This window comes from Campylobacter sp. FU_520, from assembly GCF_025772385.1.
Classification (GTDB): domain Bacteria; phylum Campylobacterota; class Campylobacteria; order Campylobacterales; family Campylobacteraceae; genus Campylobacter_D; species Campylobacter_D lari_C.
In genome coordinates, this window is record NZ_JAKMRZ010000002.1 from 103,076 (window position 1) to 127,497 (window position 24,422).

The 24,422-nt window shown below is 29.3% G+C and carries 27 protein-coding genes; 7 read left to right on the forward strand and 20 right to left on the reverse strand.

Annotated elements, in window-relative coordinates; all coding sequences use genetic code 11:
- The first annotated feature begins 47 nt into the window (after positions 1-47).
- Positions 48-950 carry an RluA family pseudouridine synthase gene (locus tag L8W55_RS01380; protein WP_263676966.1) on the forward strand — a complete coding sequence of 301 codons (903 nt, stop codon included), beginning with the start codon at positions 48-50 and terminating at the stop codon, positions 948-950.
- On the opposite strand, the gene L8W55_RS01385 is transcribed toward L8W55_RS01380, so the two are convergent.
- From L8W55_RS01385 to L8W55_RS01400, 4 genes are read right to left on the reverse strand one after another with little or no spacing between them, the layout of a single operon-like run.
- The gene (locus L8W55_RS01385; RefSeq protein ID WP_263676967.1) at positions 947-1,966 is read right to left on the reverse strand and encodes a radical SAM protein; all 1,020 of its coding nucleotides are present in this window, start codon (positions 1,964-1,966) and stop codon (positions 947-949) included. The genes L8W55_RS01380 and L8W55_RS01385 overlap by 4 nt on opposite strands.
- On the reverse strand, positions 1,956-2,066 hold the full coding sequence (locus L8W55_RS01390) for a hypothetical protein (RefSeq protein ID WP_263676968.1): 111 nt from the start codon (positions 2,064-2,066) through the stop codon (positions 1,956-1,958). The genes L8W55_RS01385 and L8W55_RS01390 overlap by 11 nt, the downstream gene beginning before the upstream one ends.
- The gene (rlmN, locus tag L8W55_RS01395; protein WP_263676969.1) at positions 2,063-3,133 is read right to left on the reverse strand and encodes a 23S rRNA (adenine(2503)-C(2))-methyltransferase RlmN; all 1,071 of its coding nucleotides are present in this window, start codon (positions 3,131-3,133) and stop codon (positions 2,063-2,065) included. Before rlmN ends, L8W55_RS01390 begins: the two co-directional genes overlap by 4 nt.
- Before the next feature lie 8 nt (positions 3,134-3,141).
- A complete protein-coding gene (locus L8W55_RS01400; RefSeq protein ID WP_263676970.1) occupies positions 3,142-3,675 on the reverse strand; it encodes a purine-nucleoside phosphorylase in 534 nt (177 codons plus the stop codon).
- A 90-nt stretch (positions 3,676-3,765) separates the two neighbouring features.
- On the opposite strand from L8W55_RS01400, the gene rsmA reads away from it, so the two are divergent.
- From rsmA to prfA, 5 genes are all read left to right on the forward strand, one after another.
- The gene (gene rsmA, locus L8W55_RS01405; RefSeq protein WP_257937851.1) at positions 3,766-4,587 is read left to right on the forward strand and encodes a 16S rRNA (adenine(1518)-N(6)/adenine(1519)-N(6))-dimethyltransferase RsmA; all 822 of its coding nucleotides are present in this window, start codon (positions 3,766-3,768) and stop codon (positions 4,585-4,587) included.
- On the forward strand, positions 4,553-6,511 hold the full coding sequence (locus L8W55_RS01410) for a ribonuclease J (RefSeq protein ID WP_412175257.1): 1,959 nt from the start codon (positions 4,553-4,555) through the stop codon (positions 6,509-6,511). Before rsmA ends, L8W55_RS01410 begins: the two co-directional genes overlap by 35 nt.
- 9 nt (positions 6,512-6,520) lie before the next feature.
- On the forward strand, positions 6,521-7,282 hold the full coding sequence (locus tag L8W55_RS01415; protein ID WP_263676972.1) for a pseudouridine synthase: 762 nt from the start codon (positions 6,521-6,523) through the stop codon (positions 7,280-7,282).
- An 88-nt stretch (positions 7,283-7,370) separates the two neighbouring features.
- Complete coding sequence (rpsT, locus tag L8W55_RS01420; protein WP_039617063.1) at positions 7,371-7,634, forward strand: 30S ribosomal protein S20; 264 nt, start codon at positions 7,371-7,373, stop codon at positions 7,632-7,634.
- 4 nt (positions 7,635-7,638) lie between these two features.
- The gene (prfA, locus tag L8W55_RS01425) at positions 7,639-8,706 is read left to right on the forward strand and encodes a peptide chain release factor 1 (RefSeq protein ID WP_263676973.1); all 1,068 of its coding nucleotides are present in this window, start codon (positions 7,639-7,641) and stop codon (positions 8,704-8,706) included.
- Between the two features lie 9 nt (positions 8,707-8,715).
- Here the strand turns inward: prfA and L8W55_RS01430 are convergent, their stop codons facing one another.
- The 3 genes from L8W55_RS01430 to L8W55_RS01440 form a co-directional block, all read right to left on the reverse strand.
- Positions 8,716-9,294 carry a lytic transglycosylase domain-containing protein gene (locus L8W55_RS01430; RefSeq protein ID WP_263676974.1) on the reverse strand — a complete coding sequence of 193 codons (579 nt, stop codon included), beginning with the start codon at positions 9,292-9,294 and terminating at the stop codon, positions 8,716-8,718.
- Between the two features lie 68 nt (positions 9,295-9,362).
- A complete protein-coding gene (gene recJ / locus L8W55_RS01435; protein ID WP_263676975.1) occupies positions 9,363-10,934 on the reverse strand; it encodes a single-stranded-DNA-specific exonuclease RecJ in 1,572 nt (523 codons plus the stop codon).
- Positions 10,924-12,561 carry a CTP synthase gene (locus tag L8W55_RS01440; RefSeq protein WP_257927540.1) on the reverse strand — a complete coding sequence of 546 codons (1,638 nt, stop codon included), beginning with the start codon at positions 12,559-12,561 and terminating at the stop codon, positions 10,924-10,926. Before L8W55_RS01440 ends, recJ begins: the two co-directional genes overlap by 11 nt.
- 100 nt (positions 12,562-12,661) lie before the next feature.
- On the opposite strand from L8W55_RS01440, the gene thyX reads away from it, so the two are divergent.
- Positions 12,662-13,294, forward strand: coding sequence for an FAD-dependent thymidylate synthase (thyX, locus tag L8W55_RS01445; protein ID WP_263659221.1), 633 nt, complete (start codon positions 12,662-12,664; stop codon positions 13,292-13,294).
- 14 nt (positions 13,295-13,308) lie between these two features.
- On the opposite strand, the gene L8W55_RS01450 is transcribed toward thyX, so the two are convergent.
- The 13 genes from L8W55_RS01450 to dnaN all read right to left on the reverse strand — a co-directional run.
- Positions 13,309-13,518: an alkylphosphonate utilization protein gene (locus L8W55_RS01450; protein ID WP_039617052.1), complete on the reverse strand. Its 210-nt coding sequence runs from the start codon at positions 13,516-13,518 to the stop codon at positions 13,309-13,311.
- Positions 13,519-13,527: 9 nt separating this feature from the next.
- A complete protein-coding gene (locus L8W55_RS01455) occupies positions 13,528-14,175 on the reverse strand; it encodes a porin family protein (RefSeq protein WP_263676977.1) in 648 nt (215 codons plus the stop codon).
- A 53-nt stretch (positions 14,176-14,228) separates the two neighbouring features.
- Positions 14,229-14,615, reverse strand: a complete 387-nt coding sequence (gene queF / locus L8W55_RS01460; protein ID WP_039617048.1) for a preQ(1) synthase — start codon at positions 14,613-14,615, stop codon at positions 14,229-14,231.
- Between the two features lie 46 nt (positions 14,616-14,661).
- Positions 14,662-15,414, reverse strand: a complete 753-nt coding sequence (locus tag L8W55_RS01465) for an urease accessory protein UreD (protein ID WP_263676979.1) — start codon at positions 15,412-15,414, stop codon at positions 14,662-14,664.
- A 1-nt stretch (position 15,415) separates the two neighbouring features.
- Entirely contained in the window at positions 15,416-16,015 is a 600-nt protein-coding gene (gene ureG / locus L8W55_RS01470) for an urease accessory protein UreG (protein WP_263676981.1), read from the reverse strand.
- 10 nt (positions 16,016-16,025) lie between these two features.
- Positions 16,026-16,694, reverse strand: a complete 669-nt coding sequence (locus L8W55_RS01475; protein WP_258108451.1) for an urease accessory protein UreF — start codon at positions 16,692-16,694, stop codon at positions 16,026-16,028.
- Positions 16,695-16,696: 2 nt separating this feature from the next.
- Positions 16,697-17,164, reverse strand: a complete 468-nt coding sequence (locus L8W55_RS01480) for an urease accessory protein UreE (protein WP_039617040.1) — start codon at positions 17,162-17,164, stop codon at positions 16,697-16,699.
- Complete coding sequence (ureC, locus tag L8W55_RS01485) at positions 17,164-18,861, reverse strand: urease subunit alpha (RefSeq protein ID WP_263676983.1); 1,698 nt, start codon at positions 18,859-18,861, stop codon at positions 17,164-17,166. The genes L8W55_RS01480 and ureC overlap by 1 nt, the downstream gene beginning before the upstream one ends.
- Positions 18,858-19,529 (reverse strand): urease subunit beta, encoded by a 672-nt coding sequence (gene ureB / locus L8W55_RS01490; RefSeq protein ID WP_263676985.1) that lies wholly within the window; start codon positions 19,527-19,529, stop codon positions 18,858-18,860. The genes ureC and ureB overlap by 4 nt, the downstream gene beginning before the upstream one ends.
- Positions 19,530-19,576: 47 nt before the next feature.
- Positions 19,577-20,104, reverse strand: a complete 528-nt coding sequence (locus L8W55_RS01495) for a hypothetical protein (RefSeq protein WP_263676986.1) — start codon at positions 20,102-20,104, stop codon at positions 19,577-19,579.
- Positions 20,101-21,096: an adenosine deaminase gene (locus tag L8W55_RS01500; protein WP_263676988.1), complete on the reverse strand. Its 996-nt coding sequence runs from the start codon at positions 21,094-21,096 to the stop codon at positions 20,101-20,103. Before L8W55_RS01500 ends, L8W55_RS01495 begins: the two co-directional genes overlap by 4 nt.
- A gap of 8 nt (positions 21,097-21,104) precedes the next feature.
- Positions 21,105-23,423, reverse strand: a complete 2,319-nt coding sequence (gyrB, locus tag L8W55_RS01505) for a DNA topoisomerase (ATP-hydrolyzing) subunit B (protein ID WP_115644741.1) — start codon at positions 23,421-23,423, stop codon at positions 21,105-21,107.
- Positions 23,424-23,432: 9 nt separating this feature from the next.
- Positions 23,433-24,422 (reverse strand): DNA polymerase III subunit beta (gene dnaN, locus L8W55_RS01510; RefSeq protein WP_263676990.1); only part of this gene is annotated, 990 nt, incomplete at its 5' end.

The window sequence follows — 24,422 nt, forward strand, 5'->3', positions numbered from 1 at the left end:
AAAAAATAGCTTAAATTTTATTATAATTTACCTAAGAAAGTTATTAAATGGCATATATAAAAAAGAAACTAGCAAATAATGGAAAAAAGGCATTTAGACTGCTTATGGATGAGTTAAAAATTTCTATGCGTGAAGCACAAAAACTCATTGACAAAAAAAGACTATTTTGTGATGGAAATTTGGTAGAAGAAAAAAACAAATTTTTAGATGGTTTAGTAGAATTAATCGTATATGAAAATAACCCTAAAGGATTAGAAATAGTTTATGAAAATGAAGATTTTGCTGTAGTAGAAAAACCAAGCGGAGTGCTGACTCATCCTAATGGGCGCAATTGTACTTATAGTCTTTGTGATGAAATTTGGCATTTATGGGGTGAAAAAGCTTGCGTGGCTCATAGATTAGATAAAGAAACAAGCGGACTTTTACTCATAGCAAAACATAAAAATGCACAAATTGAGTTAAAAACTATGTTTGAAAAAAGATTAGTGCAAAAAAACTATCTTACTCTAGTAAAAGGAAAAACTGAAAAAGAATTTATAGTAAATAAAAACATGGATTTAGCTAAAGACTATGACACAGTAAAAACTAGGATGCATATTTGTGAAAATGGCAAAGAAGCTTTAACACAATTTTATACTTTAGAATATTTTAAAAATTTAGATGCCAGTTTAGTTTTAGCTAAGCCTCTAACAGGTAGACAACACCAAATAAGACTACATTTGTTTCATGTGAAACATAAAATTTTAGGTGAACCTTTATATGGTTTAGAAAAAACACAAATAGAGCAAATATTAGATGGAAAAATGAGCGATATCGAAAGAGCTCAAATCACAGGTGCTAAAAGATTGCTTTTGCATTCTTTTAGCTTAGAATTTACATATAAAAATCAAAAATTTTTGATACAATCTCAAAAAGATATAAAAGATGAGTTTTTGAAAAATTTATCTTAATCTTTTTCTAATTTTAAAACCTTATCAGTTTGGATTGCAACTGCAATTTGCTTAGCTGGCTTACCATAATCTCTACAATAATCACAAGATTTATAAAAATCTTGAGAATAAAATTCAAAAAATCTTTCTTTAGAATCCTCTAAATTTAAAAAATCGCCATAAAATTCTTCAAGTCCTTTTAAACGCGATAAGGAACTTGATATAGGGCAAACAAAAACAGCTCCTTTAGGTGCTAATTGTTTATTTTCTAAGCCCTCAGATGTCATCAAACTTACGCATGGCATTTGACAATTACGATAATTTTTGATTATATCTTCTTTACTTCTACCGCGTTTATAAATTTTTTCAGGATCACTCCAAGTAGAATTTTCGCCACTAGAGTCCATAGAAAATGGAATTTTATTTTCTTTTAATTTTCTTAAAATGTTTTCTTGTTTTAGTGGAATTTTTAAATTTGGCGATCTTTTGTAGTCTGAAATCGTAATTTTTCTAATCTTATTAGATTTTTTTAACTTTTTCATCAATTCATCTTTAAAATCAATGGTTGCATTGGTAACTAAAGAAAAAGTTAGTATTTTCTTTTGAGTATCTAAATAATCAATCAATTGTGGTAAATCTTTAAATAACAAAGGCTCTCCACCTATAATTCTAACTCTTGCAATAGAATCTACCTTAGATAAAAGTAACTCTAATGATTCTATAATGCCCTCTAAAGTACAAGTATATTGATTTGATGGTAAAAAATACTGCATTAAATTATTACATGATTCACAACGCAAAGTACATCTTGTAGTTAAAACTAATTCTAAATAAGGAATATCCACCTTACCTTCTAAAACCCTCTTTTCGAAGTATTTTTTTAAATAAAATTTTTTCATCAAAGCAGCATAAGGAACTTTAAAAATTCTAGCAAATCCTCTTTTACCATTTAAATGAGAGAAATACCAAGAAATATTTGGCTTTATATATCTATTTTGAAATAATTGATTTTCTAACAATTGTTTTTTATCTATCATTTATTTTTCCTTCATTTTTTAATACATAAATAATCCCACCAAGTCCTATGATCACTACTATACTTATAAAAATAAGCTGTGCTATATCTAAAAAAGTCATTGTTTACTCTGCCTTTCTTTAAGCTGTCCGCATGCAGCTGAAATATCAAGTCCTTTACTTTCTCTTATTGTACAAGTAACACCTTTGGCGCTTAAATAATCTTGAAATTTAACCGCATTTTCAACACTTGGTCTTTTATATAAACTTCCTTCGTGTGGATTAAAAAGTATTAAATTCACTTTAGCTTTTATACCATTTAAAAGTTTGACTAGTTCTTTTGCATGTTCTATTTTATCATTTATACCATCGATTAAAAGATATTCAAACATCACTCTTTTACGCTGATCTATAGGAAAATTTCTCACTGCTTCCATAATGCTTGCTATATTATAAGCTTTATTAATAGGCATTAATTCACTTCTAAGTTCATCATTAACCGCATGAAGTGAAATAGCCAAAAGCACACCTAAATTCATCTCGCCAAGCTCTTTAATTTGCTTTGCCAAACCACTTGTACTTATAGTTTGTCTTCTAGGACTTATAGCTAAGGCATCATTATCGGCTAAAATTTTAACTGCCTTAGAAACATTTTTGAGATTATCCAAAGGTTCTCCCATGCCCATATAGACTATGTTAACCCTTCTTTCATAAGGAATGTGATTATGTTTTTTGATCCATAAAATTTGTCCTACTATTTCCCCTGCACTTAAATTTCTTTTCAAACCGCCTTTAGCAGTAAGACAAAAACTACAACCACTTTTGCACCCCACTTGCGAGGAAACACAAATGGTATATCTTGCATGTTTGATGATTTTTCCATTTTCATCTACAAGTTCTTCTTTCATAGGTAGCAAAACAGCTTCGATTTTTTTACCATCTAAAAGTTCAAAAAGATATTTTATACTACCATCTTTGCTTTTTTCATCTTTCACACATTTTAGAGGTGAAAAATGAAAATTTTCTTGCAAGTACACTCTAAAATCTTTTGGCAAAGACGACATTTGTAAAAAATCATCTGTATATTTTTTATATACCCATTCAAAAATTTGCTTTGCTCTAAATTTTGGCTGAACTAAATTTTCTAATTCTTCTTTAGTAAAATCTAATATGTTTTTTAATTCACTCAATTTTTTTCCTATATAAGTTTTTTATCTAACAAAAATTCTTTTAATAATTCTTTTGCTTTTTGATGGTTTTTTAAAAAATCCTCATGTGCAAATTCATTACAAAAATTTGTCGCACATAAATAACAAATTCCTTCTATACCTTGCATTTTTGCGCAAGAAAGCACTGCATATGCTTCCATATTTTCTATATGCACACCCTTTTTAAAAAATTCTTGGGCGATATTTTCATCTTTACAAATATAATTTGAAGAATTAATCATAGTTTCATGTGAAACATTTAATCTAATCTCATTAGATATAGGCGTATAAAAACTATCAAATAAATCTGCGTATTCTAAATTCGCTGCGTTAGAACTTTCATAAATATCTAAAATTTTTCCTTCTTGGTAAATTCCACATGTGCCTATAAAAATCACTCTATCTACTTTTACTTGACTTAAAATTTTACCTAGAGAAAAAGCAGAATTAACCAAACCTATGCCTATACTTTGTGCAAATTTAAAATCCTCATTTCCTCCTGCACATACTATAAGATTTTTCAAAAATTAACCTTTATAAAAAATAATTCAAATTTTATCTAATTAGCGCTTAAAATAATGCTATAATTAATATTTTTTAGATAGAATAAATTTATGATAAAAGCAAAAAAACATTTTGGGCAAAATTTTTTATGTGATAAAAGCGTGGTAGATAAAATCATCCAAGCCATACCCAAAGATACTAAAAATATAGTTGAGATTGGGCCTGGCTTAGGTGATTTAACGCAAGAACTTTTGAAAATCCCACAAGCTCATGTTAGAGCTTATGAGATTGATAAAGATTTGATTCCTATTTTAAATAAAAAATTTCAAAATGAGATTGAAGGTGGAAATTTTGAGCTTATCCATCAAAATGCAAGTGATGCTTTTGATCAAGGAAGTTTAAGCGATAAAGAGTACTTTTTAGTAGCAAATTTACCATATTATATTGCTACAAATTTGATTTTAAAAGCCCTAGAAGATCAAAATTGCCTTGGGCTTATAGTAATGGTGCAAAAAGAAGTAGCACAGAAATTTTGTGCAAATGAAAAAGAAAGTAATTTTTCGGCTTTAGGGGTGCTTTGTGCATTGATATGCCAAAGACAAATGCTTTTTGATATACAACCACAAAGCTTTAATCCTCCGCCAAAAGTTACTTCAGCTGTAATGAAGTTAATAAAAACTACTCATTATCAGCAAAAATGTGAAAATATAGAAGCTTTTAAAGAATTTCTTAGAGCTTGTTTTCAAAATCCTAGAAAACAACTCTTATCTAATTTTAAAAATAAAAAAGAAAAAATTTTAAAAGCATTTGAAGCACTAGATATCTCTTCTACCTCAAGAGCTCATGAAATTAGCGTTGATTCATACCTTAAAATTTATGACTATTTAAAGGATGACTATGAGCGAAGAAAACAAAACTCAAGAGCAAAATAAAACTAAAAGATTTAATAAATTTAGAAACAAAAGAAAAAAAGATTCACAAACTCAAGAGCAAAATAGTGAAATTAAAAACGAAACAAAAGTAGAAAATACTCAAACTGAAGCTAGCGAAGAAAAAAAGAAAAAGAAAAAAAATAGAAATTTACCTTCTAAATTAAGTGGTAATGAAGAATGGCAAATAGAACTTGCTAAAAGCATAGAAGCTAATAAAATCATGCACGAGCTAAGACTTCACCCTTTAAAACACAACAACTCAAGCGAACATAAAATTCGTATTACACCTTTGGGTGGGCTTGGGGAAATCGGTGGAAATATCACTATTTTTGAAACCAACAACGATGCAATTATCGTTGATATAGGTATGAGTTTTCCAGATGGAACCATGCATGGAGTAGATATTATCATACCTGATTTTGACTATGTAAGAAAGATTAAAAACAAAATTCGCGCTATCATCATCACTCATGCTCATGAAGATCATATCGGTGCTGTGCCGTATTTTTTCAAAGAATTTCAATTTCCTATCTACGCAACACCTTTAGCATTAGGTATGATTTCAAATAAATTTGAAGAACATGGTTTAAAAGCTGAGCGTAAATGGTTTAGACCTATAACAAAAAGACAAATTTATGAAATAGGTGAGTTTAACTTAGAATGGATTCACATAACCCACTCTATCATCGATGCTTGTGCTTTAGCTATTAAAACTAAAGCAGGAACCATCATACACACTGGCGATTTTAAAATAGATCAAACACCAATTGATGGTTATCCAACGGATTTAAGTCGTTTAGCTCAATATGGCGAAGAAGGTGTGCTTTGTCTTTTAAGTGATAGTACAAACTCATATAAAGAAGGCTATACAAAAAGCGAAAGCTCTGTAGGACCTACTTTTGATCAAATTTTTGCCAAAACTAAAGGCAGGGTAATCATGAGCACCTTTAGCTCTAATATCCACCGTGTATATCAAGCTATTAGTTATGGTTTAAAATACGGCAGAAAAGTGTGTGTTATAGGGCGTTCTATGGAAAGAAATCTCTATACTACTATGGAGCTTGGCTATATCAAACTTGATAGAAAAATTTTCATTGACGCTGATGAAGTAAGCAAGTACAAAGACAACGAAGTACTAATTGTCACTACAGGAAGTCAAGGCGAGACTATGAGTGCTTTATATAGAATGGCAACTGATGAGCATAAATTTATCAAAATCAAACCTAGCGATCAAGTTATCATTTCAGCCAAAGCAATACCAGGCAATGAAGCAAATGTTTCTGCTGTGCTTGATTTTCTTTTAAAAGCAGGAGCTAAAGTAGCTTATCAAGAATTTAGCGAAATCCATGTAAGTGGACATGCTAGTATAGAAGAGCAAAAACTTATGCTAACTTTAGTAAAACCTAAATTTTTCTTACCAGTGCATGGAGAGTATAATCATATCAATAAACACAAAGAAACTGCTCTAAAATGTGGCATACCTGAAAGAAACATTTACTTAATGAGTGATGGGGATCAAGTGGAGCTTTGCCAAAAATACATCAAACGCGTAAAAACAGTTAAAACAGGAAAAGTCTTTGTAGACAATCAAATCAACAAACAAATCGCAGATGATGTGGTAATTGATAGACAAAAACTAGCAGATAGCGGCATAGTTGTCATCATCGCCCAGCTTGATAAAGCAAGTAAAACACTAATTAATAAACCAAGAGTATTTAGTTATGGCTTGGTAGCTGATAAACAAGATGGAGCATTTTCAAAAGAAATGAGTGATGTTTTAAGTCAATTTTTCCCAAATGTAAAAGATGAAATTTTAGATAATCCAAAAGTTTTAGAAGCTCAAATTAGACAAGTACTAAGAAAGCATATTTTTAGAAAAATTAAAAAATATCCAACCATAGTACCAACTATTTTTGTGATGTAAAGTAAAATTATGAGAATTAATAAATTCATCTCACACAATAGCAAATATTCTCGCCGTGAGGCTGATGAGCTAATCAAGCAAGGCTTAGTAAAAATCAATAAAAAAACAGCCTTGCTAAGTGATAGTGTAAATGCTGAGGATAAGGTTTTTATCAATGATAAAAAGCTTCATAAGAAAACACAATTTTCAGTCATCATTTATCATAAACAAAAAGGTGAAATAGTTAGTAAAAAAGATGATAGAGGTAGAAAAACCATCTATCATACCCTGCCAAAACAATTTAGCACTTGGCTTAGTGTAGGAAGGCTTGACTTTGCAAGCGAGGGATTGCTTTTATTAACTGATTCGCCTGTGATAGCAGATGCGCTTATGCATAGTGATTTAGAAAGAGAATATTACTTAAAAGTAAAAGGTAATATAGATAAAAATGTTATCGAAGCTATGCAAAATGGCTTAGAGATTCAAAATGAAAAAAAAGGGGCTCACGCTAAAACTAAAATAACCTCAATGAGTTTTGCTCCATTTTTAGGCTTTGAAATTTTTGGCTCAAGCGGTGGCTATACGAAGCTAAAAGTAATCATTAATGAAGGTAAAAATAGAGAGCTAAGACGCTTTTTTGGGCATTTTGACTTAGAAGTGATGGATCTTAAAAGAGTAGCTTTTGGAGCATTAGATCTTGGTATGTTAAAAGCAGGAAAATATCGTTATTTAGAAAATGGCGAGTATGAAAAACTACGTGATTTTTTAAAAACAAATGATATTAGGTATTAAATTAATACTTTAAAAATACTTAAATTAATTAAAATTTAATTTTAATTTTGTATAATTAGCAATTTAATTTATATAAAAAAGGAAAATTATGGCAAACCATAAATCTGCTGAAAAAAGAGCAAGACAAACTATCAAAAGAACTGAAAGAAATAGATTTTATAGAACAAGATTAAAAAACATTACAAAAGCGGTTCGCGAAGCAGCAGCAAATAACGATAAAGAAGCTGCACAAAATGCATTAAAAGTAGCTAATAAAAGCATTCACGCTATGGTAAGTCGTGGATTTTTGAAAAAACAAACTGCTTCACGCCGTGTGAGTAGATTAGCATTATTGGTAAATAAATTAGCATAATTTAATGTTAGCTGATAAACTCAAACCTTTTTTAGCACGCTTTGATGAGTTAAATACTCTTCTTAGCGATGTTAATATCTCTAATGATATTTCTAAAATGACAGCTCTATCTAAAGAGCAAAAAAATTTAGAACCTATAGTAGAAAAAGCAAAAGAATATCTCAAAACCTTAGATGATATAGAAGAGAATAAACTTCTTTTATCTGATCCTGAACTAGGGGAGCTTGCAAAAGAAGAACTTAAAAATCTCGAAGTTTCAAAGCCACAGCTTGAAGAAGAATTAAAAATTCTTTTATTGCCTAAAGATCCAAACGATGATAAAAACATATTTTTAGAAATTCGTGCAGGAACGGGTGGTGATGAAGCTTCTTTATTTGTTGGGGACTTAGTAAAAGCTTATATACGCTATGCTGAAAATCGTGACTACAAATACGAAATCGTAAGCTCAAGCGAAGGTAGCGTAGGGGGATTTAAAGAAATCATCATTCTTATTAAAGGAAATGGAGCTTATTCAAGGCTAAAATACGAAGGTGGTACGCATAGGGTTCAAAGAGTGCCTGAAACAGAATCTCAAGGTAGAATTCATACTTCAGCTATTACAGTGGCTATTATGCCTGAAGTTGATGATGTTGAAATTCAAATCAATCCAAATGACTTAAAAATCGATGTAATGCGTAGTAGCGGTCATGGTGGACAAAGCGTAAATACCACAGATAGTGCTGTAAGAATCACTCACATTCCAACAGGTATAGTTGTAGTAAATCAAGATGGTAAAAGCCAACATAAAAACAAAGAAAGCGCCATGAAAGTCTTAAAAGCAAGACTTTTTGAAATGCAAGAACAAGAACGCTTAGCTAAAGAAAGCGAGGCAAGAAAATCACAAGTTGGAAGTGGCGATAGAAGTGAGCGCATACGCACTTATAATTTCCCTCAAAATAGAATTAGTGATCATAGAATAAATCTTACTTTATATAGACTTGATGCGATTTTAGAAGGCGGGCTTTTTGATGAAATCATCGAGCCATTAATTGCTTATTATCAAGCAGAAGCTTTAAAACAAGAAAATTTATAATTTCTTGTTTTAATTATTACTTGCTAGCAAAACTCTGTATTGTTCTTTATCTACATTTATCAAAAGAGAAGCGAGTTTAAAAGCTCTAAATTTTTCCATTACAAAAAGATCTTTGCTATCTTTTAAGACTATAGCAACTAAATTTTTCATTACTTTATCAAGCCAAATATTTTTATATTTATCATTTGCTGAATGGTATCTTCCAATGGCATTCCAACTAAAACCATGCTTTTGTATAATCTCATGAAGCAATCTTGCTGCTGTGTCGATATTTACACTAGATTTTACAATCTCTTTTTCAGCAATTTTATAGCGTTTTAAGTGAACACTATTAATTTGCATTAAACCATAATCTCTTGTTTGATTTTTATTTTTACCGATGATATTATGCTTATATGCAGCATTTTCTGTTAAAGCTATAGCCTTAAGTAAAGTCATAGGTATGTTGTATTTTCTAGCTGCAGCTTTAAAGTCTTTGTCATACTTATAAAAATTTTCAGGTATATAAGTATCACCTATAAAAATTTTGGTATCAAAGGCAAAAGTAAAATTAAAAAATACTACTAATAATAAAATCCTTTTTAACATTTTACTCCTTTATATTACTTATGCTATGGCAAATTTATAAATAAAAAATATGTGAATAAGTTAATAAATTATCTAAGAATTTCTTTGATAGTAAGTTGAGGCGTGATTAATCCTCTAAAATTATTTTTGGAAACACTAGCTATAAAATTGATATTTTCCCCAATTTCTGGTTCATAGTCAAAGTTAAAAAATAAAGCTTCTAAAGTCTTATTTCCTTGTGTTAGAATAAGTTTTATATGATTTTCATCTTTACCAAGTCTTCTTTTATTTTTCACAAAAAGCTTATCAAATTTAAAATAAGGTCTTGGGTTTTTATGTCCAAAAGGTTCAAAAAATTCTAATATCTCTAAAAGTTCAAAATCAACTTCATTTGGGTCAATACTACCCAAAACCTCATCAGCATTATAAAAATCATCTTTAGGGATATTTTGACAAATTTCATAAAGCTTACTTTTAAAAACACCAAATTTTTCAAGCTCTACCAAAACTCCGGCTGCACCTTTATGCCCACCATAGCTTAAAACAAAGTCTTTAACTTGCTCTATAATATTTAAAATATCTATCCTACCTACACTTCTAACGCTAGCTTTAGCCTTTTGCTCACATTCTGAAAAAACAAAGGCAGGTTTGTTAAAATGCTTTGCTAAACGACTTGCAACTATACCCAAAACACCCTCATGCCAGTTTTGACCATTGACAATAATCACAGGATCATTTTCATCAACTTGTTCTAAACACTGCTTAAAAAGCTCACGTTCTTCATCTTTACGGCTATTATTATAAGCAATGATTTGTTCTAAATACCCCATAACTTCATCGATATTTTTAGAATGTAAAAATTTATAAGAAATAATCGCATCATCCATTCTACCTGCACTATTAATCAAAGGTGCGATTAAAAAGCTAATATTATCAAGTTCAAATTTACCCTTACCAAAATACTGCTTAATCGCTTTAAATGCTACTCGTTTTGAATCATTAATACACTCTATACCTTTTCTAACTAAGGCTCTGTTTAAATCTCTAAGCTCCATCATATCTGCGATAATTGCAATTGATAAAAGCTCTATAAATTTACACATATTGTAATTAATCTTACACACTTCTTTTATCGCAGCGACTAAATACCAAGCCACTTGAGCACCACAAATTTCAATATCAGGAAATTCACAATCTTGTTGCTTAGGATTAATGATCGCATAAGCTTTTGGTAAAGTAGCTGGAGGCATATGATGATCGGTAATGATTAAATCAATTCCTTTTTGCAAACAAAGCTCTGCTGCATCAAATGCTGCTATACCATTATCTACAGTGATGATTAAATCTACCCCATCAAGTTCATTGATGATTTCCTCATTTAGACCATATCCATCTTTAAAACGATTTGGAATTTTTACTACATAGTCATATCCAATATCATCAAAAAATTCAGATAAAATCACACAAGAAATCACCCCATCTACATCATAATCCCCAACAATAGCAAGCTTTTGATTTTTTTCAATCGCTTCTTTGATACGCAAAGCACCCTTATAGACATCTTTTAAACAAGATGGCATAGGTAAATCACAAAGCTTTACATGTGTATCGTTGATAAAACGCTGGTGTAAAATTTCTTTTATTTTAGCTTTATTTAGCATGATTTGTTAAAGATGCCTTGATAAAAGAAAAAATAGCCGGATTAACTCTAACTAAGCGTGAAGTAAATTCAGGGTGAAACTGCACTGCTAAGAAAAATGGATGATCTTTAAGCTCCACAGCCTCAACCAAACCTTCATTCTCCCCGCTTATAATAAGTCCATTTTTCTCAAACATTTCTTTGTATTTTGGATTAGCTTCATAGCGGTGGCGGTGGCGTTCTTTTACGCTTTTTTGATTATCATAAACCTTGCTTAAAAGTGTATTTGGCTTGATATGACACTCATAAGCCCCAAGACGCATAGTTCCACCAAGTGGAGTTTTACTTGTTCTAATTTGCTTTTCTCCACTTGCGTCAATAAATTCATCAATCAAAAAGATGATAGGATTTTTACAATTTGGATTAAACTCATGAGAATTTGCATCTTCAAGTTTTAAAACATTGCGTGCAAATTCTACTAAAGAAAGCTGCATACCCAAACAAATTCCTAAAAATGGAATTTTATTTTCTCTTGCATATTGTATGGCTTTGATTTTTCCTTCTACTCCACGGTAGCCAAAACCACCTGCTACTAAAATCCCACTTACATCTTTAAAGCTTTCTTCAACATTTGTATTTTCTAATTTTTCACTATCAATCCATTTTAAATTTACTCTTGCATCAAGTGCTGCACCTGCATGGATAATGGCCTCTGTTAAACTTTTATAGCTTTCTTTTAAATCTACATATTTTCCTACAAAAGCGATGCTAAGTTCATTACTTGGAGCGATGACCCTTTTTACTAAAGAATCCCATTCATTCATATTTGGCTTTAAATTTTGAAGATCTAATAAACTTGCAATAGAGTTTAAAATATCTTGTTTTAAAAAATTTAGTGGAATTTGATAAATACTAGCTGCGTCCACACTTTCTATAACACAGTTTTTTTCAACCCCACATGAAATTGCGATTTTGTCTTTTAACTCTCTATCTAAAGATTTTTCACTTCTGCAAATAATCATATCAGGGCTTATACCTATACGGCGTAATTCTCCCACACTATGTTGAGTTGGTTTTGTTTTAAGTTCTCCTGCTGCTTTGATAAATGGCACTAAAGTTAAGTGAATATTAATAGCATTGTATTTACCCACTTCAAGCTTTAAAGCTCTAATAGCTTCTAAAAATGGTAAGCCTTCTATATCTCCTACTGTGCCACCTATTTCAACGATTAAAATATCTTTATCAACTCCGGCCTTTTTAATGCGATCTTTTATCTCATCAACTATATGAGGGATTACTTGTATAGTTTTTCCTAAGTAATCTCCTCTTCTTTCTTTTTCTATAACGCTTTGATAAACTCTTCCTGTTGTGAAGTTATTATCCTGAGATAAGCTCTCATTTAAAAATCTCTCATAATGTCCTAAGTCTAAATCTGTCTCAGCTCCATCATCTGTAACAAAAACTTCCCCATGCTCTAAAGGACTCATCGTACCAGGATCTACATTGATATAAGGATCTGCTTTTAAAATACTTACTTTTAAACCTGAATTTTTTAAAATCGTAGCTATAGAAGCTGCTGCTATACCTTTTCCTAATGAGCTTAAAACACCACCGGTTACAAAAATATACTTAGTTTGTTTTAATTTCATAAAATAACCTTAATTTCTTTTTTTGAAATTATAACGAATAAAAAATTTTATTTTTATAAACATTTGTGTAAAATTCAATTATTTTTGAAGGAATTTTTTGATGAAAATCACATTATTAAACCATACTCCACTTTCTGTATGCTCTCATGCAACAAGAACATGTTGGCAAAGTTTTGACAAAGGCGATTGTGGTGGCGAAAAAGATAAAGAATTAATCGATCGAGTGGGAAATAAATTTAAACATGCTTCAACCTTAGAGCATTTAAACTATACTTTTTATATACAAGGTATTTCAAGAGCATGCTTACAAGAAGTCGCAAGACACCGCCACACTAGTCCTAGTGTAAAAAGCACAAGATATACTTTAAAAGAACTAAGAAATGAAAGTGAATTTAAAGAAAATGACTTTGAAAATGCTAAAAGATACTTGGTATTAACCGGAAATGAAGTGGTAGATAATGCAAGTATTAAAGCTTTAGAAAATCTGCGTTTGATTTTGCAAAATAGTATTAGTTTAGACATAGCAAAATACTGCTTACCAGAAAGCTATAAAACAGAATTAACTTTAACGATTAATGCTAGAAGTTTGCAAAATTTTATCACTCTAAGAAGCTCAAAATCAGCCCTTTGGGAGATAAGAAATTTAGCAAATGCTTTATTTGAGAACTTGCCTGAGGAACATCAATTTATTTTTAAACATTGTGTTTATCAAGAAGAAAATTCCCAAGATTGATTGGGAATTTTTACTTATATTTTTTTAAGAAATTCAGTTTTTAAAACAATCACACCAAATTTATCTACTTTAGCTTCAATTTCGGTGTCTTTGTTTGTAAGTTTAATGTTTTTTATAGTCGTACCACGCTTTAAAGTAGTGCTTGCACCTTTTACTTTCAAATCTTTCACAACACTTACACTATCACCTGCATTAAGTTCAGTTCCATTTGCATCTTTTGGCATATATTCTCCTTAGAATTTATAAGTATATCCTAGATATAAACCATAATTTGTTTGTTTAGGATCATAAAAGTTTGAGCCAACAGTACTTTTATAAAAATTTCTTGTATTATAATGACTTTGTTCAGCTTTAAAACCAAACTCAATTTCATTTGCTTGATTTAACTCATATAAAGCACCGATTTTTGCTCCATAAGTATAACCATCAAAGTCTTGAGATAAAGATAAGAAACTTGTTTTTAAAGTAATATCCGTTCTTGCATAACCACCATATACACCTAAAACAGCTCTTGTTTTTTCAAAGATTTTTGGAGTAAAATCATAACCAAGTAAAAACTTATGTGTAGTAAACTCTCCATCAATTTTAAACTTTGTAGTATTGATTACATCACTAAATTCGCTTGAATAATTATAAGCACCATAAATTCTATGGTTTTCACTAAAACGATAACCAACTCTTAAACCAAAAACAGGAACATCACCTTCTAAATCACCATTATATTTGATATTTTTTGTTTTACTGTGATCAAGATCAGATTTTACCTTAGTATGAAACCACCCTGCATCAATACCTAAAAGCAAACCTGAATTTTCATCTGCTAAAGCTAAATTTGAAAATAAAGCAACACTTGCTGCTAAACTAAATAATTTTAATTTCATATTTTCCTCCTTTAAAATAAGACTTAATATATCCTTTTATTTTTAATAAAAACTTAATTTTGTGGCACTACTAAATCGGATCTGCATTCAATCACAGTATGCACATTACCACGAGGGTTAAAATCGCCTACTACTTTTATCCATTTTGGATCAAGTTTTTCTTTTAAAGTATTATAAATTTCATTAATGCTTGCTTCATGTGAAACATTTCTATACATAAAGGTATTGATATAAAGTTTAATTGCTTTAAGTTCTACTACTAATTTATTTGGAATGTATTCTAAGTAAATCGTAGCAAAATCAGGATACCCACTACGCGGACAACAACACATAAATTCAGGTAAAGTGATTTTAATCACATAATCATTTTTAGCATCATTTGGCCAAACTTCCATATTTTCTACACTAAATTCTTTGATTTCTTTTTCACCATATCGCATTTATAATCCTTAGTTTGTTTTTAAAACTTTATAATACCACAATATTTTATATTTTATTTTGACAAAATTTAAAAAGCTTATCTTGAAGTAAAAGTAATTTTTCACTTTCATTACTAAGAATTTTTATACACAAACCCTCATAAAAAAGTTGATTTATATCGTCAAATGAAGCTTTTAATTCTTCATAAAACTCATCATATCCAAAAAGATAAATACTCAAATAATGCGTATGATTTGCAAAAAAATTTAATTCATTTTCTTTCATATAAGAAGGATTGATTTTAATTTTATCATTTAAAATTAAAGTACCATTTCTATAAATTTGAGTTAAACTCTCATAATTTTTAAAAGCAAATTTTTCATCCATAGCCACTCTACCAAAAATGACAAAATCAACATAAACTAATCTTGAAAAAGAAGCTAGATTGACCTTTGTATTTTGTATAAAATTTGCATTTTCTTGAAGCAAAAGCGGCTTTGGCATATAAAAAAAGCTTGCATTTTCTTCAAGAGTAAAATCAATATTTTTACTCGCAAAAGAATCTTTAGTATCATATACCTTTTCATAACTTTGTGTGAGTATAGCGGTGTTTGTATTTTTCTTACATATGATTTCAAAACTTAAATGATCCTCTTTGAAAATTCCAGCACTAGAGTTTAAAACATATATACTAGTTAATTTTTTATCATAAAAATTCCTCATAAGCTTAAAAGGAGGAGTGAAAAAAGAATTTTTTATGATAGTTTTTTCATTGATAGTATCTAATGTAAGTTTAAAAACACTCTTTTGAGCAAACAAATCAATCCTTTAAAAGTGTGTATTTTTTAATCCAAGTAATGATTGCATCTAAACCTTCTTTAGTTTGAAGATTACTCATGATAAAAGGTCTATCTTCACGCATTTTTAAAGTATCTTCTTGCATGATTTTTAAAGAAGCATTCACATAAGGAGCTAAGTCTATTTTATTGATAATCATTAAATCAGACCTACAAATAGCAGGACCACCTTTGCGTGGAATTTTTTCTCCTTGAGCAACATCTATAACAAAGATAAAAAAATCCACAAGTTCAGGTGAAAAAGTCATTGACAAATTATCTCCGCCACTTTCTATAAAAATAAGATCTAAATCACTAAAACGCTCTTGTAAAAGTTCAACGGCTTCAAGATTACAAGAAGCATCTTCTCTAATGGCTGTATGAGGACAACCTCCAGTTTGTACTCCAATGATTCTTTCTTTTTCAAGAACGCCTTGTTTAATTAAAAAATTTGCATCTTCATTTGTATAAATATCATTCGTAATCACAGCCAAAGAAAGCTCATCTTTTAAAGCTTGACATAAATTTAATACTAAAGCTGTTTTACCACTACCCACAGGACCACCTATGCCTATTTTAACCATTATAACCCTTTTAAGAAATATAAATTTTAAATGCTAAATTTTGGTGTTTTATACCCAAATAATCATTTAAGATATTGTGATTTTCACACCAATCTTTTAAAGTTAAATTTTGTAATTTAGAAAGAACCTTTTGAAAATCTTGCTGTAGTTGAAAAAGTAAAATCTGCCCTTCATTTTGTGATAAAGGCACGATTTTTACAAGAATATTAATAAAATTACTCATTAAAGCAAACAAAAAACTTTCATACATAAAATCAAGCTCATTATCTTTACAAAATAAAGCATACACAAAAGGATAAATAGGAGTTTGATTTTCTTTAATGTATTGATTTAATAAAGGATTTGATAATCCATAAAGACTGACATTTTTTACAAAGCGTTTAGCTAAAAAAACATAAGCTTGACTTTGTTCTTTTGCAACTATACTTGATAAAAATTTTCTTTGATAAATTAGTAAATTTTCTACATCATTTGCATTTTCATAAGCTATTTTCAAAGCTAAAAGTTCAAAATATAAAATATTAGAATAAAGCTGAGTTTTTAAAACTTTTTTAGCATCTTCTATATTTTTTATATAAGCAAAATTCACATAAGATTCTAAACCAAAAGAATGTGAAAAAGCTCCTATAGGAAAAGAAGAATCACTAATTTGTAAAAGTAAAAAATTTAATTTATTCATCTTTATTCTTTAATAAGTTTAAAATTTGGATCAACTTGGATAAAACTTGGCATATCAAGCATATATTTTGGCTCTAAAATTTCCTCACATTTTTCGTATTTTATATTAAATTTTTGTAAAAACCTTATGATAGAGTTTTGCTCTAAAGTAATGAGTTTATGATCTTTATAAAATAAATTTAAATGCATATTACCCACTTGATAACTTATTAAAGCAAGGTTGTATTCATTTTCTATGTGAATTTTTAAAACCTTTTCAGGTTTGATTTTCACTAAAATCAAAAAATCCTCATCATATAAACAATCATTATGATTTAAACCTTTATTATTAGGCATTTTTATAGCGACATCTAGTCCTTTTAAAGTCGTTGTTCTTAATATCTTTTTAAAAGTATCAAACCAACTAAGCTCTAAAAAATCGCATTCTTTGTTTAAATCATAATGCGTTATTTTATTTTGAAGTAAAATCATTAAATCATAAAATATTTTCTAGCTAAAGCTAAAGAATCAACGCTCTTGGAGCTAATAAGCTCACCATTTATTTTTACTTCATAAGTTTGTGGATTTACTTCTATATCTTGAACTTTATCATTAAATTTCAAGTCTTTTTTAGTGATATTTCTACAATTTTTTACTGCAACACATTTTCTTTTTAAGCTTAATTTTTCAGGCATATTAGCTTCTAAAGAAGCTTTAGAAACAAAATGTAAAGCATTTTCATTTAAATTTGCTCCAAACATTTTTTCATAGATAATAGGCTCAGGCGTTGGGATAGAAGCATTAGCATCGCCTATTTTTGCACCTACTATCAAGCCACCTTTTAAAATAAGCTTTGGTTTTACTCCAAAAAATTTAGGTTGCCAAAGCACTAAATCAGCAAATTTTCCTACTTCAATAGAACCAACATAACTATCAATCCCATGTGCAATAGCAGGATTTATAGTGTATTTTGCTATATAGCGTTTAATACGAAAATTATCATCTAAATCATTATCTTCTTTCAAGGCACCAAATTCTTTTTTACATTTATCAGCACTTTGCCATGTTCTTAAAATCACCTCACCTACGCGTCCCATAGCTTGAGAATCACTACTCATAATGCTAAAAACACCCATATCATGAAGTTTATCTTCTGCTGCTATAGTTTCAGGACGAATTCTACTATCTGCAAATTCAACATCTTCTTTGATTTTATTATCTAAATGATGACAAACCATAAGCATATCTAAATGCTCATCAATGGTATTTTTAGTAAAAGGCATAGTAGGATTAGTACTTGCAGGTAAAACATTTTTAAAACCTGCCATTTTAATAATATCAGGAGCATGACCACCACCTGCACCTTCAGTGTGAAAAGTATGGATAACTCTACCATTAATAGCTTTAATCGTATCTTCTACAAAACCTGCTTCGTTTAAAGTATCTGTATGGATAGCTACTTGTATATCCATTTCATCAGCTATATTTAAACTAGCATCAATCACACTAGAAGTAGCGCCCCAATCTTCATGAATTTTTAAGCCACACACACCGGCTATAATTTGTTCTTTTAAAGCATTTTTATTACTTGAATTTCCTTTACCTAAAAAGCCAAAATTCATAGGGTAATTTTGCGTAGCTTTTAACATAGAATGTATATGATAAACCCCACTTGTGCAAGTTGTAGCATTTGTTCCCTCACTTGGTCCTATGCCACCTCCTATCATAGTAGTAACACCACTATATAAGGCACATTCAATTTGAGTTGGGGAGATAAAATGTATATGAGTATCAATACCACCTGCAGTTACTATTAAACCTTCTGCACCGATAATATCTGTACTTGTGCCTATAATTAAGCTAGGATCAACTCCATCTTGTATATCAGGATTACCTGCTTTTCCTATACCTACTATATAGCCATTTTTTATCCCAATATCTGCTTTATAAATACCGGTATAATCAACAATCAAAGCATTAGTTAAAACTAAATCTGGAAAGTCTCCCTCACTCACACTTTGAGCCATACCATCTCTGATATTTTTACCACCACCAAATTTAACTTCTTCGCCATATAAAGTATAATCTTTTTCTACTCTTAAAATTAAATCTGTATCTGCTAATCTTACTCTATCATTAGTTGTTGGACCATACATATTTACATAGTCTTTTTTGCTAATCTTAATCAAAGAAATCCTTTCTCTTTTGCTTTTGATAAAGCTTTAGTTTTATTTTCATCATTTATAAAATCATCACAAAGATTATTAAAACCTAAAACCTTTTTTAAACCACCAAATTCTATTAAACTTACTGTTTTTTCTTCACCTGGTTCAAATCTCACACTTGTTCCTGAAGCGATATTTAACCTTTTTCCATAAGCTTTTTCTCTATCAAAAGATAAAAAGCGATTAACTTCAAAGAAATGAAAATGCGAGCCAACTTGTATAGGACGATCACCTTTATTGCTTACTTTAATTTCTATAGAAGTTTTATTTTCATTAAGCACAATAAATTCTGATGATAAAAATATCTCTCCAGCTTTTATTTTATCATCATTTGCTATAGGTTCGTGTATAGTAACTAATTTTGTACCATCTTCAAAAGGAAGTTCTATTTGAATTTCTTCAAGCATACTTGCAACACCATCAATCACATCTTCACCTGTAAGTAAAGTTTTTCCTATGCTCATCAATTCACTTACACTTAAATTTTTTCTTGCAAGTTCCATTAATTCATAACATATATAAGCTAAAGCTTCATTGTAATTTAATTTTATTTTCTGTTCTTTTCTATCTTTAGCTATTTTCCCTGCGTAATGAAGCATTAATCGTTGCAATTGCTGCTGAGTAAAATGCATTTTAATCCTTATAATTTTTTAGATATTATATAACTATTTACTTACTTTTAGGCAAAAAATTCTATTGCATTTTTTAATTCAGTTTCATAGTATTTTTGAATTTCAATAAAAGGAAGATTTAAATTTTCACATTGAGTTTTAAGTTTTTGATGATTTAAAATAAGAGTGTTTATTTCTTCTTTTTCGCTAAATAAACGCTTTTCTATAACATTTTCATTTTGATAAATTAATGCATAATTTTGTAAAATATATTCTTTTGAAAAAATGATATAAAGTATTTTAACATCAGAATGATTTTGAAATTTTTGTATCTTTTTTGGAGTAAGATAAATTCCTTCAATAATTAAATTTTGTTTATTTTCTATACAAGTTTGAATTATACCATCTACAATAGGAAATAAAAACTCAGCTATTTTTTCATCCTCGTCTATTTTAAAAGGAAAATCTTTCATTCCTTTAATCAAACCCATTTTTAGATGATCTAAACTCAAATAAGGATAAGAAAATTTTTCAAGAAGTTTTTGAGCAAGCAAGGTCTTACCTGTGTGACTTTCTCCACCAAGTAAAAAAATCATTCTTGAAAATTAAAAATTAGCTTTCTTAAATTTTCTTTTTCATTTTCTTGTAAAAAAGAAGCACTAATGGCATTAATACAAAGTTTTTTAACCTCATCTTTACTAAGCTTAAAAGCTTCATCTAAGGCTATAAAATTTTCTAAAATATATCCTCCAAAATACGCTGGATCATCTGAATTTACACAAACACAGAGATTTTGTTTTAAAAGTTTTAAAATATTATGTTCTTGCATATTTTGAAAAACTTTTAATTTTACATTCGATAAAGGGCACATTGTTAGTGGAATTTGTTTTTGAATAATTTCTTTTAAAAGCATATTATCATGCTCACATTTAACACCATGATCAATTCTATTTATATCAAGTTCTAAAGCTTGTTTAATGTACTCACTACTTCCTTCTTCACCCGCATGCATAACTAACAAAAAGCCTTCTTCTTTAGCTTTTTGAAATAAATTTTTAAATTTAAAAGGAGGATTGTTAAGTTCAGAACTATCAAGTCCTATGGCTTTGATTTTATCTTTATATAAACAAAGTTCATCTAAAGTTTTTAAACCCTCATCCTCGCTTAAATGCCTTAAAATACAAGCGATTAAAAAACTTGAAATTCCAAATTCTTCTTTTGCTTTTTGTAAAGCTTCCCAAATACCTTCTATAACATCTTTTAAAGCTATATTTCTAGCAGTATGAGTTTGAGGATCAAAGAAAATTTCAGTATGAACTACATTTTGCTCTTTGCATTTTTTCATATAAGCAAAGGTTAAATCATAAAAATCTTGCCTAGTTTGTAAGACATTTGCACCTTGATAATATATATCTAAAAAATCTTGTAAATTTGAAAAATCATAAGCTTTTTTTATCTCATCTTCGCTTTTATATTTTAAAGCAATGTTATTTCTTTTAGCTAATTCAAACATCATTTTAGGCTCTAATGAGCCTTCAATGTGTAAGTGCAATTCTACTTTTGGAATATTTTGTAAAAAAGTTTTCATTTTAAAAATCAAACATCTAAATGCTTAACATCTTTAGCATGAGCTTGTATATACTCACGGCGTGGTTCTACATCATCACCCATGAAAAGGTTGAAAGTATCATTTGCTCTTTGAGCATCTTCTATGGTGATTTTTAACAAACGACGATTACTTGGATCCATAGTTGTTTCCCAAAGTTGTTCAGGATTCATCTCACCAAGACCTTTATAGCGTTGTATATAAGCACCTTTTTTAGCATTTTTTTCAACTTCATCTAAAATTTCTAAAATATCTTTATCAAATTTTAAATCTCTATCTTTGATTTTTTGATAAATATAATTTGCTTCTTCATATAAAGGATTAGCAAATAAATCATCATTGATAATAAGTTCTTCTAAGCCATTTTCAGTTTGTACATAAACACGAATTTCATTTTCATTGATATATGAATTTAAGATATTGTGATTTTGTTTTTCTAAAAATTCTTTTATGACTTTAAATAATTCTTCATTAGAAGCTTTTATTAAATCAGGATTTTCTATCAAATACCTAATCACTGAAATCACATTAAATCTTTTTTCTAATTCTTTTAAAACACTTCTATAAGCTGCAACAATTTTTAGAAAATCTTTTAAATCATTTAATCCTATACCCTCATAAGTAGAGCTTTCTATACCTGTTTCGATTAAATAATCATTTAAAGCTTTTTCATCTTTTAGATAAATTTCTTTTTTCTGTCCTTTTTTGTAGCGATATAAAGGTGGTTGAGCTAAATAAATATGTCCATTTGTTACAAGATCATTCATAAAGCGGAAGAAAAATGTCAAAAGTAAAGTTTGTATGTGAGAACCATCTACATCAGCATCGGTCATAATGATGATTTTATGATATCTTAGTTTTTCTATATCAAACTCATCACCGATCCCACAACCAAAAGCTGTGATCATATTTTGAATTTGTTCGCTTTTTAAAATTTTATCTAGTCTTGCTTTTTCAACATTGAGTATTTTACCTCTTAAAGGTAAAATCGCTTGGAAAGTTCTTTCTCTACCTTGTTTTGCAGAACCTCCCGCACTATCACCCTCAACTAAATAAATTTCACTTTCACTTGGATCTTTACTTTGACAATCAGCTAATTTTCCTGGTAAAGTTCCTACACTTGAACTTTCTTTTTTTCTTGTTAGCTCTCTAGCTTTTTTAGCTGCTTCTCTACCACGAGCAGCCATTAAAGCTTTATTCATGATAGCTTTTGCTTCGATAGGATTTTCTTCAAAATATTTTGTCAAATACTCAAAAGAAGCCTTAGAAACTATAGGTCTAACATAACTTGAACCTAATTTTCCTTTAGTTTGTCCTTCAAATTGTGGCTCAGGTACTTTTACACTTACAACTGCTATCAAACCTTCTCTTACATCATCACCTGTGATTTTAGAGTCTTTCTCTCTAGCACTAGCATTTGCTTCAATGTAATTACTAATAACACGAGTTAAGCCCATTCTAAAACCTGCTTCGTGCGTTCCACCATCTGGAGTTTTGATATTATTTACAAAAGAAAGTAAATTTTCACTATAACTATCATTATAAAGCAATGCTACTTCAACATTTACATCTTCTTCATCTACATTGAAAAATATTGCCTTAGTTAAAGCTTGTTTTTTATTTAAATCTGTAACAAACTGGCTTATACCACCTTCAAAATGAAAACTTTCTGCTTTTCCTACGCGGTTATCTTTAAAATTTATAGTAATTTTTGGATTTAAATATGCAAGTTCACGAAATCTTTTAGCTAAAATTTCATAATCAAAATCAGTCACTTCAAAAATTTGATCATCTGGCCAAAATTCTATGATTGTTCCTGTTTTTTTACTTTTACCTATGGTTTCAAAATTACTTGTGACTTTACCTTCTGAAAATTCTTGTCTGTAAATTTCTCCATCTCTATGTACTGTAGCAACTAATTTTTTTGATAAAGCATTTACAACGCTCACACCAACCCCGTGTAAACCACCTGAAACTTTATAAGTATCTTTATCAAATTTTCCACCTGCATGAAGTACGGTTAAAACTACAGTTAAAGTTGGAATATTTTCAGTAGGGTGAATTCCTACAGGAATTCCTCTACCATTATCACTTACTATACAAGAACCTTCTGTGGTAATTTCTACATTAATCGTGTCACAAAAACCTGCCATAGCTTCATCGATAGAATTATCTACTACTTCATAAATCATATGATGAAGACCGCCTATATTGGTATCACCTATGTACATACCAGGGCGTTTTCTAACAGCTTCTAAGCCTTTTAAAACTTTAATATTTCCTGCGCCGTAATTTTGATTTTCTTGCATTTATTTTCCTTATAAAATAACTGGCATAATTACAGTTTGTAATTCTTCACTTGAAACTAAAAACGCCATATGAGGTTCATTTATGCTAAGTTTGAATGTTTCACTTTCAATAGAATTTAAAAAGTCAGTGATGAATTTATTTTTTATACAAAGATTAAATTCCTCATCTATATTAAGTTCCATTTCAAGTTCAGTTTTTGCTTCCATATTATCTAAACTAATACCTTCAAACACAAGTTTATCTTTATGGAAATTTAATTTCATTTTTTCAGTAATTACATTGATTTTTTTCAATGCATCCATAAATTCCTCAGTTTTAAAAATAAATTCTTTTGTAATATTTTTTGGAATTACTCTTTCATAATCAGGGAATTTATCATTAATAAGTTTTGTGAAAAACTCAAAATTATCATTTTTTGCAATCAATATATTTTCATCATAATAAATTTCAATCTTTTCAAAAAAGATTTTTTGCATTTCTAAAATAGCTTTTTTAGGAATACAAAGGTTAAATTCTTTTTCATTTGTTTTATTTAGTGTGAAAACTGCTAAGCGTTTTGTATCTGTTCCTACGAAACTAATGTGAGTAGTTTTTATATCAAGTAAAGCACCATTTAAAGAATACTTTGGATTATTTGTATCAACTGCAGGTAGGATTTTTTTCAAAGATCTACTTAAATCACTTGAATCAATATCAAATTTATCTTTTCCTTCAGTGCCTGGGAAATTTGGAAAATCTTCATAATTAAACATAGGAAGTTTATATTTAGTTCCTTTTTGTCTAATAAAAAGGAAATTTTCTATGGTTTCTAAGACTACATCTTCATTATTTAAACTTTTTATAATATCTAAAATACTTTTAGCATTAGCAGTTGCAAAACCTGCACTTTCAACTTTGATTTTTTTGATTTTATAATTAATACCTATTTCATAATCACTTGCTCTTATGATTAATTTATCTTCAACTACTTCAAAAAGTAAGTGAGAAGCGATATTGCT

What these genes read in the sequence shown, in the direction of transcription:
- thyX (WP_263659221.1), top strand. Translation starts at nt 12,662, where the DNA reads ATGAAAATCACATTATTAAACCATACTCCACTTTCTGTATGCTCTCAT.
- L8W55_RS01430 (WP_263676974.1), bottom strand. Translation starts at nt 9,294, where the DNA reads ATGTTAAAAAGGATTTTATTATTAGTAGTATTTTTTAATTTTACTTTT.
- L8W55_RS01410 (WP_412175257.1), top strand. Translation starts at nt 4,553, where the DNA reads ATGAGCGAAGAAAACAAAACTCAAGAGCAAAATAAAACTAAAAGATTT.
- ureG (WP_263676981.1), bottom strand. Translation starts at nt 16,015, where the DNA reads ATGGTTAAAATAGGCATAGGTGGTCCTGTGGGTAGTGGTAAAACAGCT.
- L8W55_RS01475 (WP_258108451.1), bottom strand. Translation starts at nt 16,694, where the DNA reads ATGAATAAATTAAATTTTTTACTTTTACAAATTAGTGATTCTTCTTTT.
- gyrB (WP_115644741.1), bottom strand. Translation starts at nt 23,423, where the DNA reads ATGCAAGAAAATCAAAATTACGGCGCAGGAAATATTAAAGTTTTAAAA.
- L8W55_RS01500 (WP_263676988.1), bottom strand. Translation starts at nt 21,096, where the DNA reads ATGAAAACTTTTTTACAAAATATTCCAAAAGTAGAATTGCACTTACAC.
- queF (WP_039617048.1), bottom strand. Translation starts at nt 14,615, where the DNA reads ATGCGATATGGTGAAAAAGAAATCAAAGAATTTAGTGTAGAAAATATG.
- recJ (WP_263676975.1), bottom strand. Translation starts at nt 10,934, where the DNA reads ATGCTAAATAAAGCTAAAATAAAAGAAATTTTACACCAGCGTTTTATC.
- L8W55_RS01415 (WP_263676972.1), top strand. Translation starts at nt 6,521, where the DNA reads ATGAGAATTAATAAATTCATCTCACACAATAGCAAATATTCTCGCCGT.
- L8W55_RS01390 (WP_263676968.1), bottom strand. Translation starts at nt 2,066, where the DNA reads ATGACTTTTTTAGATATAGCACAGCTTATTTTTATAAGTATAGTAGTG.
- rsmA (WP_257937851.1), top strand. Translation starts at nt 3,766, where the DNA reads ATGATAAAAGCAAAAAAACATTTTGGGCAAAATTTTTTATGTGATAAA.
- L8W55_RS01480 (WP_039617040.1), bottom strand. Translation starts at nt 17,164, where the DNA reads ATGATTTTACTTCAAAATAAAATAACGCATTATGATTTAAACAAAGAA.
- L8W55_RS01385 (WP_263676967.1), bottom strand. Translation starts at nt 1,966, where the DNA reads ATGATAGATAAAAAACAATTGTTAGAAAATCAATTATTTCAAAATAGA.
- L8W55_RS01495 (WP_263676986.1), bottom strand. Translation starts at nt 20,104, where the DNA reads ATGATTTTTTTACTTGGTGGAGAAAGTCACACAGGTAAGACCTTGCTT.
- L8W55_RS01440 (WP_257927540.1), bottom strand. Translation starts at nt 12,561, where the DNA reads ATGAAATTAAAACAAACTAAGTATATTTTTGTAACCGGTGGTGTTTTA.
- L8W55_RS01380 (WP_263676966.1), top strand. Translation starts at nt 48, where the DNA reads ATGGCATATATAAAAAAGAAACTAGCAAATAATGGAAAAAAGGCATTT.
- prfA (WP_263676973.1), top strand. Translation starts at nt 7,639, where the DNA reads ATGTTAGCTGATAAACTCAAACCTTTTTTAGCACGCTTTGATGAGTTA.
- rpsT (WP_039617063.1), top strand. Translation starts at nt 7,371, where the DNA reads ATGGCAAACCATAAATCTGCTGAAAAAAGAGCAAGACAAACTATCAAA.
- L8W55_RS01450 (WP_039617052.1), bottom strand. Translation starts at nt 13,518, where the DNA reads ATGCCAAAAGATGCAAATGGAACTGAACTTAATGCAGGTGATAGTGTA.
- ureB (WP_263676985.1), bottom strand. Translation starts at nt 19,529, where the DNA reads ATGCATTTTACTCAGCAGCAATTGCAACGATTAATGCTTCATTACGCA.
- L8W55_RS01455 (WP_263676977.1), bottom strand. Translation starts at nt 14,175, where the DNA reads ATGAAATTAAAATTATTTAGTTTAGCAGCAAGTGTTGCTTTATTTTCA.